The 12369-nt window shown below is 40.2% G+C and carries 16 protein-coding genes; all 16 read right to left on the bottom strand.

Features of this window, described 5'->3' with window-relative positions:
* Positions 1–55 precede the first annotated feature (55 nt).
* On the bottom strand, positions 56–415 hold the full coding sequence (locus tag V6259_RS18020; protein WP_341585704.1) for a hypothetical protein: 360 nt from the start codon (positions 413–415) through the stop codon (positions 56–58).
* A gap of 148 nt (positions 416–563) precedes the next feature.
* Positions 564–890, bottom strand: a complete 327-nt coding sequence (locus V6259_RS18015; RefSeq protein WP_341585703.1) for a hypothetical protein — start codon at positions 888–890, stop codon at positions 564–566.
* A gap of 249 nt (positions 891–1139) precedes the next feature.
* Entirely contained in the window at positions 1140–1634 is a 495-nt protein-coding gene (locus V6259_RS18010; RefSeq protein ID WP_341585702.1) for a hypothetical protein, read from the bottom strand.
* 168 nt (positions 1635–1802) lie between these two features.
* Positions 1803–2309, bottom strand: coding sequence for a hypothetical protein (locus V6259_RS18005; RefSeq protein WP_341585701.1), 507 nt, complete (start codon positions 2307–2309; stop codon positions 1803–1805).
* A 203-nt stretch (positions 2310–2512) separates the two neighbouring features.
* Complete coding sequence (locus tag V6259_RS18000; RefSeq protein WP_341585700.1) at positions 2513–2872, bottom strand: hypothetical protein; 360 nt, start codon at positions 2870–2872, stop codon at positions 2513–2515.
* Between the two features lie 40 nt (positions 2873–2912).
* On the bottom strand, positions 2913–3305 hold the full coding sequence (locus V6259_RS17995) for a hypothetical protein (protein WP_341585699.1): 393 nt from the start codon (positions 3303–3305) through the stop codon (positions 2913–2915).
* 171 nt (positions 3306–3476) lie between these two features.
* Positions 3477–4634, bottom strand: a complete 1158-nt coding sequence (locus tag V6259_RS17990) for a hypothetical protein (RefSeq protein ID WP_341585698.1) — start codon at positions 4632–4634, stop codon at positions 3477–3479.
* A 213-nt stretch (positions 4635–4847) separates the two neighbouring features.
* Positions 4848–5543, bottom strand: a complete 696-nt coding sequence (locus V6259_RS17985; protein ID WP_341585697.1) for a hypothetical protein — start codon at positions 5541–5543, stop codon at positions 4848–4850.
* Between the two features lie 56 nt (positions 5544–5599).
* Entirely contained in the window at positions 5600–5830 is a 231-nt protein-coding gene (locus tag V6259_RS17980) for a hypothetical protein (RefSeq protein ID WP_341585696.1), read from the bottom strand.
* 220 nt (positions 5831–6050) lie between these two features.
* Positions 6051–6734 (bottom strand): hypothetical protein, encoded by a 684-nt coding sequence (locus V6259_RS17975; RefSeq protein WP_341585695.1) that lies wholly within the window; start codon positions 6732–6734, stop codon positions 6051–6053.
* A 165-nt stretch (positions 6735–6899) separates the two neighbouring features.
* A complete protein-coding gene (locus V6259_RS17970) occupies positions 6900–7436 on the bottom strand; it encodes a hypothetical protein (RefSeq protein WP_341585694.1) in 537 nt (178 codons plus the stop codon).
* A gap of 202 nt (positions 7437–7638) precedes the next feature.
* On the bottom strand, positions 7639–8379 hold the full coding sequence (locus V6259_RS17965; RefSeq protein ID WP_341585693.1) for a hypothetical protein: 741 nt from the start codon (positions 8377–8379) through the stop codon (positions 7639–7641).
* Positions 8380–8584: 205 nt separating this feature from the next.
* Positions 8585–9418, bottom strand: a complete 834-nt coding sequence (locus tag V6259_RS17960; protein ID WP_341585692.1) for a hypothetical protein — start codon at positions 9416–9418, stop codon at positions 8585–8587.
* A 284-nt stretch (positions 9419–9702) separates the two neighbouring features.
* Positions 9703–10602 carry a zincin-like metallopeptidase domain-containing protein gene (locus tag V6259_RS17955; RefSeq protein ID WP_341585691.1) on the bottom strand — a complete coding sequence of 300 codons (900 nt, stop codon included), beginning with the start codon at positions 10600–10602 and terminating at the stop codon, positions 9703–9705.
* Between the two features lie 216 nt (positions 10603–10818).
* Entirely contained in the window at positions 10819–11325 is a 507-nt protein-coding gene (locus V6259_RS17950; RefSeq protein WP_341585690.1) for a hypothetical protein, read from the bottom strand.
* 233 nt (positions 11326–11558) lie between these two features.
* The gene (locus tag V6259_RS17945) at positions 11559–12047 is read right to left on the bottom strand and encodes an antirestriction protein ArdA (protein WP_341585689.1); all 489 of its coding nucleotides are present in this window, start codon (positions 12045–12047) and stop codon (positions 11559–11561) included.
* Between the last annotated feature and the right edge of the window lie 322 nt (positions 12048–12369).

Below are 12369 nucleotides of genomic sequence, written 5' to 3'. Positions count from 1 at the left end.
TCCTGAGAAGATGGCTGCTGCCGCACAAAGTGCGTTGCGGCAGTCAATTTGAGATTTATTTAACTTCTTTTATGAGAATCTTACAGCCACTTGCTTTGCTGTTTTTTACTAGGGCTTGTAGTGCTTGAAGCGAGCTTACGCTTTGACTTGGTTTAACTTCTATAGGAAAGCTTAAGCCTTCGCATTGCGCCTCACCTACAAATACAGCAGATTTCATATCTTCCTTATGAGAAGAATTATCCCCTAGAGCATTGCTTACGTTCAAAGACGTGGCTGTTATTAGCGTAATAGCGACAATACCAACCTGTTTTGTAGCGTCTTTAGCAAGGTCTTTAATTCCATCTAATATTCCCGCTTTGATAGTGCCAAAGATTGATGCCTTTTTTTGGTTGCGTTGTTTTTTTGACTTTTTCATGGTGTTTCCCCTCTTCACTAGATATGTATCTAATATACAGCCATGCGAAGATAAGGGATGTAAAACCTACCTTTTCCTCTATAACCTACCCAAATCGGTTAAAGGCCATAGGCCTAATTAAGCTAGTTTTGAAACTAGCCTTATTAGTTTAGAAATACTCGTTAAGTACCTCTGATGCCTGGTTGTTAAAATTTCCATATTGGAAGTCTTCATCAACACAGCGTTCTAAATATTCCTTCGCAAGAACAAGGGGGTTAATGACACGCATATTTTTATGAAACACCAAGGTCCCCTTGTAACAGCCCCCATTGTCCCACGTAATGGTAAAGCTGCCTTTGTAGTGATCTCCGCTCATGGCTAGAAAGCTCATTGCGTTAATAGCATCTTGAACGCTGTGAGTAAGCCGCTTTGATGGTCTACCTTCAAGTTGCTCAATTAGTATCGATTTAATTTTTACCTTTTCTTGACCGATCATGATTATTATCCCCTAGGTAGTGGTTTGTTTATTCGATGAGTTATTTTCTCAGAAAAGAGATGAATTGCTGTCTGCCGGAGAATGCTAATGCTATTAACAACTCGATTTGGTTAAAGGGGGAGCCCCCTAAAATTAGATGTCTCTGATGCTAGAACCACCAGCCAATTCGTAGTTTTAAATAACGCCGTCTAAGGCGCTATTAAAAATGGGTATCCGTGATAACACTGGTAGCGTTTAAAGTGGAAATGATTAGGCGGCTGAAGATGAGTACAAACCGGTAAACACGTCATCGAGAAAATTGGGTTTAGGGTGCGGCTTGATCATGCCATGAGAATAAAGCTCTTGTTCAATCTTAACGTCATCCCTGTAGTCACTGTGTCCACAAAAACCATTTTTATCAAAGGTGGTAATGCGTGGGCAACCATCAACGCTAAGATGTACAAATGCATGTAGCGTTTCAGCGTCATTGGTATAGCAAGATCCATATCCAAACAGTTCGTGATGTACTCGCATAGAGTTTTCAGCAATCCAGCGTTTTGATATACGCATAGATCGTTCAGCCTTTCTGCTAAGACCTTTACATGGGCTATCAAGAAAAAACTCCTCTGTATCTTCAAAGAATCGGGCAAGGTCTGTGCGGCATAGCCCAGACGTTAACTCGTCTATTTGATAATCATTCATGCCAATGGCTTGTTGTTGCATCTCTCGGATTTGCAAAAGAGATTGTTTCGGCTTGAGAGTCATAATAACTACCTTCTAAAAAGCTGGGTGATGGAACTATTTTCGCAAATGAGTAGGAGTAATTTGGCTTTGCAGAACTGAGAGACTATCAACCTAGCCTATGGGTTAAAGGTTAATGTCGTTTGATTGTGTCTTAGCCCACCAAAGTGGGCTAAGACTTTCACCCAGCGGCTAAAACCAGCCTAGACGAAAGCCGTACGAAGCGGCGGTGGACTTAATTCGATTTTTAGCAGGGTAAAGCTTCCCAATTGAATTAAGATTTGCGTAAGAGTTTAAGGAGGCCATCTTAAGCAATGCTTGTGATTGTAGGCTTAGTTTGTCACCACATAGAGCGCTGTGAGCTAAATGTTCAGCGCCACTTTGAATGCCGAACGAAATGGCATTAAGAATGCCTAAGGCAGCTATCTGAGTTTCATTTGGTATAGTGCGGTTGTGATTAAGTCGCTGCACTTTAAAAACCATTGGACCATGGTCTTTAAGAGTAGATAGAGGAGCATAAATTTTTCGCCATCTCTGTATTGCATCAATTTCAAAGTTAATTTTAAGGAGATCTAATGGCTTAAAACAAGCTGTTGATGCAAGGATATAGCGTAAGTTAATGCGTTCGTTAATAGTAAGAGCGCGCTTTGCTGAGCTTAAACCAGTAGATAACATAAAATCCCCAATTAAGTTTGGCAAAGAGAACTATCTCCTGCCCGTTTAAGATAGGGTTATTCTCTCATTACAAGGAGGTTAGAAAATGAGAGTTGCCGCTTAGAGTCTATACGTAGCCCATGGGGTTAAAGGCTAGCCTAATAGCTGGTGGATTTGATCGAGATAGTGATAGGTTATCATTGAGGAGGTGCTACCCTCCCCCCCAACAAAGCGAATATTTAAAAATATTATAAAGGATGTGGGTACTCACCATGCTGAATAAGAGTAATGCGCTCTTGCAGCTTATGTTTGGCTTGTTCTTGAGTTTCTGGCCAGCTGTAGAAATAATCAAAACCAATTTGACTGCCTAGCTTGTGCGAGCGACCGATAAACACAGAGTCTTTAACAGACAGGTGAACGGTGCCGCCAGGAGCAGGTAGAGCCACCAGCAGGTCGTTGTGCTCTCTCTCAATAATTTTAGTTACCTTCGTCTCTGGGTTTCTTTGCAGAAGATTAGCAATTGTTTCCTCAGCAGCTTCGCGGGAAAACGCTAAATGAGTGATGGTTTCTAGGTGTTTCAGATAAGACTTAAATGAAAATATTTTCATGCTCAAAATCCTTAGATGAGTAAAAATATAGGTATACAGGTTAGTGGATAGTCAACGAACCATGATCGGTAAAGCGCTTGTTTGAATCGGCATCGTTTGTGTCGCAAGTAGCGTGTAGTTTTTTACATTGCAATTCAATATCGTTGATTATCCATTGGACTTCATTTGAGGTTTCAAATAAGCGCCTTGCTCGTGTCATAGCTCCATGCAAATAGGCGCCAGTGTATTGACCGCGTTTATTTGGCGCTGTGATACCAACAAAGCCAGTTTTATTATTCGATACAACAATGCGGCAAGGCTGAGCATCATTAGGCACTTGATCAATACAAGCCATCAATTTAGAAATGAAATTCGCTTTTTGTAAATCATTGTAGCCCTTAGCTTTAAGAGTCTCGAAGAGGTCAGTTTCTTGTGAGTATTCGATTGAAATCATTATGTAACCCATAGCAAAATAACGTTTTGATGGTGTAATTATGCGTTAGTAACGGGTCGTAGGAATTGGAAGCAGATCTGTTTAGCTATCAACTAAATGTAATGGTTAAAGGAGAATCCTAAGGTGAATAAAAGGCCCTGAACGGGCCTAGATAAGAATGATATTGATAATTTAAGCGCTTTCACTCATGGCATCGAGGGATTCAAAAATCAATGATTCTTTTTCATTGTACTCGTCAAAACGCTTTATAAGATGGTTGTGTGCTGAGTTGAATTTATGCATAACCAAAGAGGTATCAACCGCAACTGTAAATGAAAGCCTACCGTTAGAATCAGCCTTGTTACTTGTGCTTATGAACCGAGGATCTCTTTCAAGTTCAAGATTCTTGGCGTCTTCAGTGTCAATGTAAACGCTCTTACCGGCTAGTTGTCCCATAGCTAAAAACAGAATGTCTAAAGTGTGCTTTGGGGTCATGCCGGTATAACGTAGTAGTCTAGGTGGTGTATTCATAGCCTCCATGATAAAAACGAATCCAAGGCACTTTTCTAAAATTTTACGACTGCCCCATGATTCCTCTCTGATATCTCCAACCATTAGAGAGTCGGTATGGTATGAATAAGTAGCTCCACCATCAGAGTAGTACATAATTTTAGAAGGGTCATTTGGTTCAAATAAGTGTTGCGGTATAGAACGGATTTTACTTTTCGCTGGTTTTAAAGAGTCACGTATTAAGCGAATAGTTGAGATTGAGAGAGATCCTTCCAAATATGCTTTTCGATAGCCACCAGCGGCAAAATCTTCACGCACGATGTTGGAAAAGGCGCGGTGACGATTATGAAAGCCTTGAGGGGTAAACCCGCCCGAATAGGCTTCAGGGTTGCGTCTAAGGGTCATTTGTACAAGAGAGGAGCCAATGCCTAGATTTCGGTATTCGTCTGCTACAAGGACTAACAAACAACCCCATTCATCTTGTGTTCTAGCTACGCATAAGCCCGTAATTGAATCAAAAGCAGCAAACCAATAACTAAACCGGTTAGCGCCTAGCATTACACATTTCTCCTCGAAAGAAAGGTATTGAAGCTTGCCATCGATATATAGGTGCTCATCGTTTTGGTCTTTCTTTATGTAAGTGCCGTCGGCACAATCTTCCTTGTGCATTTTATAAATGATGTGACGATCGCCGTGGATTTTAGTTTGTACTGTCAGATTGAAGGCTTCTTTCCATTTTGGGTATTCATTAATGCTGTCAATAGTCGCGGACCTTTCATAGGCAGAAGAATCATGATAGCCACCTACAGCATGTTCTTTGAAAGTTTTCGTATAAAGCATGTTTAACCCCTTCACTGATAATTAACTAATAACGTAATTATCGCGCTGAAAGATGATCGGTTTTGACTTGGGAGGACTAAGATAGCTATACACTCCCCGTAAGGGTTAAAGGCAAAGCCTAAGTATGAATGGGGCCTGTCATGTAGCTGAATTTGAAAGTGAGAAAGGTGCGGAGAAACACCTCACTGTGGAATAAGAGAGGTGTGTATCAAGTTAGATTCGAACGTTACCAAATAAGCCACTTACATTGGCTAGACTGCCTTCTAAAATACCGTCGTAAATGACTTCAAGGCTGTCTACATCCGCTGGATCAACAAAATCAAGAAAGTTGTTAGTGTTTGTTGGGAAACCCAGTGTTTTACCCAAAGGTGCATGCTCGTCGAGAATATTGTCATCACGTAAATACCAGAATTCACCGGACTTATAACTATCTCGTACAGTCTCGAATTGCCCCATCTCTCGAGTACTAAAGCATAGATAATCAGGAGCCCAATTAACTGGCGTAATTTCACCATCTATTTTATCCATAGCTTCAGCTTTCATAGGAAGCTGGTAGGTAGTCAAATCAAGGTTATATATAGGGCTGATTTGAATCCAAGCATGGTAGTTAGCAGTCGGCATGTCCGTGGTCACGTCACAGTGTGATGTCGCCCGCTTAGAATGCGCGATGACGGCATTCGCGTTTTTCCCATCAATGCGCCATGCCGACTCCCCGAAAGCAACCTTTGCTTGAGAGAAGCCACGACGGTGTAAGAAAGATAGAGCTACAGCTACCACAGTCGCGCAAGCCTGTTCTTGTCTATCTGCAGATACTGTGAATAGTGTTTTGATCGACTTACTAAGAATATTTAAATCGATATTATTGAGGGCAAGTAAACGCTTAACATTATCATTGCTGTAGTTTTTCATTTTAGAGCCTTACAAGATGCTGAAGTGCGGAAGGAGTGTGGCCCCCTTCCATAAAATTATTTATTTAAGATCAAAGTGGTAACGCTGCTTTGTAGACCTGTTACGGCGCATTTACCGAATTCCTGGGGGTCATCAGATAATGCAAAATGCGCATGGCCGTGCTCTTTGATGACTTTGTTAGAGAAGGTGTCTAACGCTTCTTCTTCCTCGTCTGATAGTCCAGAAACATCGGCATTAATAAGGGCGATCGCAAACTCTGTACCAATAGAAAATTTAATAGATTGCATATCTGTTTGAACTCCTTAGAAGTGGTTTAAAGCATGGGGGTATTATGACGGGTAAGAAGAAAAGACATGCAGGGACCGGACCTAACAGCTATCTACTAGCCGAGCGGTTAAAGGTGAAACCTGATAAAAAGTAATTAGATGATGGAAATAGTTTCTTTGGAGGTGGGTAAGATGCAGCAAGAGACTTGCCGCATCTTAATCAAAGAGAGACCGTTGGTTTTTAATCTAGATCGCTCCAGCTAACACTACGAAAAACTTTAACGTTAGCTACTTCAGTGTACTCAAGCGGGTATAAAGAGACAGAGCTACTCGTTGACGACACTTGGTTTTTACCATTGGCTCTAACCTTAGTAACTTCATCGTTCACATACTTACCGACAGAAGGGACACAGCGTCCATTAAAATAGTCTATTTTATTACTGTTTGAATAAGTGTTGTATATGTTCTCGCTCTCAATGCGTTGAACCCAAACAAAGCTTTTAGATACTTTGGTAACTTCATAGAAGCGAGTTATGCCGCGATTGCTTCGGGACGCTTCATATAATACGTCGCCCTTTTTAAGAGTATGAGACTTGTTGTATTCTTCTTCGGTTTGACACTTTCTATTGATATTGGTGTCAATGTATTCGACATCCGTAGGCATTTGATAAAGTAGTTTTGCATTACGCATAGCGCCATACAAATAAACGGCATTATAGTAATCTCGTAATAAGTGGTAAGTAAGGCCTACGAAACCGCCAGCTTCAGAAGACACAACGATGCGTTTAGGGGTTTTATCTTTAGGCATAGAAGAAAGACAACTGTTCAGTTTCTTTTCAAATTTTTCCTTCGCTAAGTCATTGTATCCTTGGGCAGCAAGCTCTGTAAAAACGTCCATACCATTAGTGTATTCAATAGTGATCATGACAGCTCCGTTATGTCGGTTAATCTTTATGTGCTAATTATGCAGGAAGCCCATGATTTGAAGGCAATATCTAGGCCCTAGACGCTATGAGCAACACCACTAGGTTAAAGGTGAAGCCTATTGAATGAGAGACTGGTACGGGCGTACCAATCTCTCTTAGTTCCGTTATAGGGACACTACTTGGTGGTTGGTCATCTTGTTGTATTCAGCGGTTAGTACCTGGGGTAAGTCCCTTATTCCTGGATAGAACACATCTTGTTTCGTATCAGATGAAAGGTAAAATCCGCCAATTTTTAATACACGACCTAAGCGAATAAGATAGTCGTAAAAGTCTCTGGGTGAACCTTCTTTCTCTCTTATTTTATTAAGCTTGGTGATAATGCTTTTAAGAGATTTAGTGGTTAGAATTAGGTCTTCTAAATCTAGTGCACTAGTGGAAATACTTGGATCAAAGCGAATTTCATCATACATCACCCGATCATTCTCTAAAGAGACCATTGCATTAATGCTAAAGTCTTTAAACCTATTCTTCGATGAAGAATATGTATTGTAGAATTCCATTTTGCCGTTTAGTGATGTGTAAACCAACTTAGTATCGATAACGAGAATGGTTTTATCCGTTATAAAATCCATTTTGATTCTTAATGCAGTGTTCTCCTTGCCTTTCTCCAGCAAGTTATTTTGTTCAGTAAATAAGTCCATAATTAATCCTCTGAGACTGTGTTAGTAGGCGATGAGACAATTGTAAACAAGCTAAGGCGATCCATTTCAGGTAGCTTTCTTAAGCGCTATCATCAAACCCATATGGTTAAAGGTGCAACCTACGGCCTCTTTTGGTTAATAGGAAAGGGAGAAAATGAAGCTATCCCCCTTTTCTATTACTGCATTGATTGTTAGTTAGTCCTTAGGCGTAATCATCAAGCTTTTCTTCGTGTGAAATTAATTCCACCTCTCTAGGATCGACAGTAGAAACTATTTTCACAGCGCTTATGTCCCAAATAACTAGAACATCTTTTGAATTAGGTGTGTCTGTTATGTACACGCCTTGAAATCCTGTTTTTTTATGAAATAAAAGAGTTCGTTCCTTTGTAGAAAAAAAGAAATCATAAACCTCACGGGTCGTTGGCTCGTCATAGAACTCAGGTCGTTCAAGTTCTTGTATAAATGCTTCTAATTCATCAAAGGTACGAGAGCCTGGGGCAATACCATCAAAGTCGTTTAGGTTGGGGTGTCTTGTTAGGATCTCGTGGGCATATTCATAGGCATCGCAATAGTCACCAGTTTCTTCAAAGCAATTTTCGATTAGATCAACGAGAGTTTCATAAGCGCTCTGTGACGCTTCAGGATGTTTTTGTTCATACAAGGCGTCTATTAAAGCAATGATGTCTAGGTATGAAACGGAATGGCCACTGCTGCCCAAGATCTTAGATTCGCTTAAGAGTTTGACTTCATATAAAGCGCCAACATAGTCACCTACGGCCCCATATTTACCGGCCGAATTTTCTCGATAATTGTCAGCCGCTTCAATATCACTAGTTAAGTAAATTCCAAAGTTATGTAGATTTTTATCAGCTACATAAGCTAAATCAAATTTGTCAAAAAGCTCGCCTGATCCATGGTAAAAAATGTTACTTAAATGATTCATTATTCGTCTAGCCATTCGTAATTAGGATAGAGCTAGTATAAAAAAATCATGATTTGAAACGGGGAGGACTGGTTGCTCGAGCTATAACATTACCAACGGGTTAAAGGTGAAACCTTAGAAGAAGATTGAGAACTGACGTTTTAGAGGTACATTTTCATGGTAAAAAGCCACCATGCTGGTGGTGGCTTTGTAAGTTGAAAGCTTATTAAAGGTCGGGAATATCTTTCTCTAGGAATTTTTTCACAAGGCCTTGATTGTATTCAAGTTCATCCTGTAGCTCTTCAATTCTATCGTTAGAGCTTCCAAAACTTGCAAGACAATTAATGTCGTGCTGAGGCCATGTGAGCAAATTCTCAGCCCAATATTTTTTAATCGAAACACTAATGGCAGCGGCTAAATTTAGCTTAATAGCAGCGTATTGATTCATCAGCTCGGCACGCTCATCAGTAAAGCTTTTAATTTCGTTGGCAAGCTCTAGGGGTAATATAATTTTCGCAAAGCGAGCGCCGAATTGAATCGGAAAAACATAGCCGGAGCCATCAGAGGAATTTAATGCTGCCTGTAATGAGCCTGATGGGGCGGCATATTGATCACCAAAGGAAGCCAATAACTGTTGAATTGACTGAGAATCACCTATAGCAGCAATGCTAGCGTGTTTTTTGTAGACTTTTAGACCATCTAAAAAACCTCTAACTTTGCAGTCAACAATTGCTTTATAAGGGGCATATGTAGTGATTCTATTAAAAAATGCCTGATGCTTATCAAGAAATTTTTGGTAAATATCAAGACCTAAGCCGATCTCTTCCTGCCATTGATGGTCCTTAGGTATATGGAACACACTTCCCATAGTGAACATTAGATCTTTAAAGCTGACTGGGCTATGCACTTGGCCGCTAACGCTGAAGTATGTTTTCTCTAATTGCACTTGTTTGCGGGTTAGAACCTTACACATAAATTCTAATGGTGTGATAGAAAAATCAGCTGGTGGAGTTTGGTATTGACCATCATAAATTCTGACATGAGAATTAAATTTATCCACGAGCTTTTTAGCTTCTTGTGCGTCGTGATTAATTTCTGCATATTTTGAATTTATAAAGTCGCGAGATATAGGCTCTAGGCTTGTAATAGTCATTGCATCAACTCCTGTTGTGTTTAAGTAATGACGCTATTATCGCGTCATTCTTTGCGCCCAAGAGACACAGCCGACCACAGTCGCTATAAACACACCCAGATGGTTAAAGGAGTATCCTTCAGTAGAAATGGTTGGGTACTACACGGTACGCCATAGATTGGAATAGGCGCCCATACGGACGCCCTTTGTAGTTACGCAGCCATTTGAATAGTGTGCTTTTGATTAATGTGTTTGATTAAAATGTCAGAACGTCGGCAAGCCTCTTTGAAAGCTTCTGATATTGGCTCCTTGTGCGTTGTTTTAGCATGATCAAGCCATGACGCAATATAGCTAACTAAACCTGCCTCATAGCTCAATGATAAGTGCTGCATAGTTACTAAAGCGGTCATTTCAGCTACCAATTCTTCAAACCCGCGATACTTAGCGTAGTTGTCACGCGAGGTTGTGCCTATACCAATAAGGTGTCCGAATTCGTGAAGTGCCGTAACTAGAGCAATAGACCATGAAGGGAATGACTCATGTGGAGGAATGTTAATACAATCAGACACCGCGCTGTGATAGGCAGAAGTGTTATCTCTGGTAAGCGTGGTAATGCTTGAAATGGTATTGAGGGCTTTATAAAACCAGTCTTCACAAGGATCAGTTTCATCTTGTTTAGCTTCAACTTGTAGAATTGGCTTTAAATCATGCTCAATATCAGCAAGGTTGAATAAGTAATAAGTTTTAAAGAAAACTCGTGTGGAGGTCTCCCCTTCTCCGTCGTCACTGTCTTCAGCTTTAGAAGTAATAGGGCGAGAGAATGGCCAACCTTTAGCACCTTTGATGTTCCAGCCTCTTGATCGTGCTTCTGTGGCGCTGACAAAGCGTGTCTCACCAGTTAGGGATGCTATCACTATAGCTAACTGAGCATTCATACCGGTCATTTCAGCGCCTGTACCTACGTTTATACATTTGTTGTTAAAATCAAAATTTATCGGATCAATTTCACCGGTTAAAATGCCTTCTAGAGAACTGTTAATTTTATCCCAAGCGGCTTGCTCTGTAGGTGTGCGACCGAACTCATTACGAGTAGTTTTAAACTTCTTGCTCATGATATCCATCCCCAGACATATAATTAGTTAGTGGATGTATTATGGGTTAAATTGGAATGCGAACATCATGGGCAGATTTCACAACCTATCACCCTCCCCTTTTGGTTAAAGGTGGAATCACCTAAGAAGAGCTAGAATAAAATTAATGATGTGCTCATTCTTTAGTATATGGGCCATGTAGGCCCATAAAAAATAGATTATGTATTCTGTACCCTTTTAGTCTTCGTCTTCGTCATAAACATGAATAGAGAACTTGGGTGCCGGATATTTCGTTATCGCAAAACCTTCTAAATTGACACAATGCCTACCGTTCGCCACTGCGAATCCGCCGTCGCTAACTAATACAGACCACACATATTCTTTTGGAGTGTCTCTGAATTCTTTTCTTTCGGTTGATGAAAGATATTTCATCCAGTCTCCATTTATTTCGTTTGGTTTAAAGATGTCATACCAGTCATCAAATGAAATTTCTGATTTTTGAGAAATAGCGCAATATGCCTTTAGCAAACTAAGAGGGATAGCGTTGTTTGAATCACTTTCATAACAGCATATAGGATCAACACCAAATTCACTTTGTAATATTAGAGCCGCTTCACTACTGCAACTGAACACAACAATAGGGGTGCCTTCAAAATCACAGATTTTTGAAGTTACTTGATATGACTTGAAATGTACGTATTCTTCAAAAAACTCGATAGTTTTATAATTTATTATAGGTTGCACAACAATCATCTTTTTTAAAATATGCCTCTATTTTCTCAGAGTGAGGGCGATGTATCGCGTCAAGTAAATGATAGTGCTCTACACAAAGCATAAGGGTTAAAGGTGAAGCCTAAAGATAAAAAGAGCCTTAAAGCCTTCCCGCTACAGACTGGTACGGGCGTACCAGTCCCATAAAATTAAAATCTTGCTTAGGGTCTCATAAGTTAATGTGGAACACCTTAGGATGGTCTGTTTTATATCGAGTACATAGATAGAAAGTAATGGCCGTTATTTTGTCGCATCTCATTGATGAAGATCGATCTACCATATTTTTCAAAATCAAAATACAATTCAAAATCATCATCAACTTCGTCAAAATTTAATCGCTCACTGGCAAGCATAATCCCTAATTCTTCATGGTCTCGAAACATACCAACATATGCCTCATTAATCATGCTCAAATTTATATCGCTCATTACGGCCGATTTAACTACATCACTATTGAAACTATTCTCTAACGCATCGATGTAAGTCCATAGAGAATCCCCAGCACCATTCTCAATAAGCTTTGCTGGAATTCCTTCCCAGTCAGTTACACAGTACTCAAGACTGCTCCGCTCTGTGCTGTGAGCTAATGTTTGTTCCTTGATAAATTTTAGACAATCTGAAAATGCACTGAATGTTGTTGGGTCTATTTGTAGTGAAAAAGGATTAGATCCTAAAGTCGTAATTGTAAAAAACATAGAGCTCTCCAGTGCTTGATAAGTTTCGTTAATTATCTAATATTCCTTTAACTAAGGGCCTGGCTCGATATGTTCAACCTATACTAAATGCGCGTGGTTAAAGGCAACAGCCTAATCTACCTAGATCTGCTTTGAAGTTTGTTTAGACTGTTTAGACTGGTACGCCCGTACCAGTCTAGTAGGGGAGAGGGTTAACCCCTAAAAGATGCCTGATCAATAAGCTTAACGGGGACTGGTACGCCCGTACCAGTCTAGTAGGGGAGAGGGTTAGCCCCTAAAAGATGCCTGATCAATAAGCTTAACGGGGACTGGTACGCCCGTA

It is taken from the genome of Marinomonas sp. TI.3.20, from assembly GCF_038155025.1.
GTDB lineage: Bacteria > Pseudomonadota > Gammaproteobacteria > Pseudomonadales > Marinomonadaceae > Marinomonas > Marinomonas flavescens.
Note: the sequence above shows the minus strand (reverse complement) of the source record. Positions and strands in the feature narration are given on the sequence as shown.

Bases quoted from the DNA above. Each gene is read 5' to 3' on its own strand.
- V6259_RS17995 (WP_341585699.1), bottom strand. From the start codon at position 3,305: ATGATTTCAATCGAATACTCACAAGAAACTGACCTCTTCGAGACTCTT.
- V6259_RS17980 (WP_341585696.1), bottom strand. From the start codon at position 5,830: ATGCAATCTATTAAATTTTCTATTGGTACAGAGTTTGCGATCGCCCTT.
- V6259_RS17955 (WP_341585691.1), bottom strand. From the start codon at position 10,602: ATGAGCAAGAAGTTTAAAACTACTCGTAATGAGTTCGGTCGCACACCT.
- V6259_RS17975 (WP_341585695.1), bottom strand. From the start codon at position 6,734: ATGATCACTATTGAATACACTAATGGTATGGACGTTTTTACAGAGCTT.
- V6259_RS18000 (WP_341585700.1), bottom strand. From the start codon at position 2,872: ATGAAAATATTTTCATTTAAGTCTTATCTGAAACACCTAGAAACCATC.
- V6259_RS17945 (WP_341585689.1), bottom strand. From the start codon at position 12,047: ATGTTTTTTACAATTACGACTTTAGGATCTAATCCTTTTTCACTACAA.
- V6259_RS18020 (WP_341585704.1), bottom strand. From the start codon at position 415: ATGAAAAAGTCAAAAAAACAACGCAACCAAAAAAAGGCATCAATCTTT.
- V6259_RS18010 (WP_341585702.1), bottom strand. From the start codon at position 1,634: ATGACTCTCAAGCCGAAACAATCTCTTTTGCAAATCCGAGAGATGCAA.
- V6259_RS17965 (WP_341585693.1), bottom strand. From the start codon at position 8,379: ATGAATCATTTAAGTAACATTTTTTACCATGGATCAGGCGAGCTTTTT.
- V6259_RS17985 (WP_341585697.1), bottom strand. From the start codon at position 5,543: ATGAAAAACTACAGCAATGATAATGTTAAGCGTTTACTTGCCCTCAAT.
- V6259_RS17970 (WP_341585694.1), bottom strand. From the start codon at position 7,436: ATGGACTTATTTACTGAACAAAATAACTTGCTGGAGAAAGGCAAGGAG.
- V6259_RS18015 (WP_341585703.1), bottom strand. From the start codon at position 890: ATGATCGGTCAAGAAAAGGTAAAAATTAAATCGATACTAATTGAGCAA.
- V6259_RS17990 (WP_341585698.1), bottom strand. From the start codon at position 4,634: ATGCTTTATACGAAAACTTTCAAAGAACATGCTGTAGGTGGCTATCAT.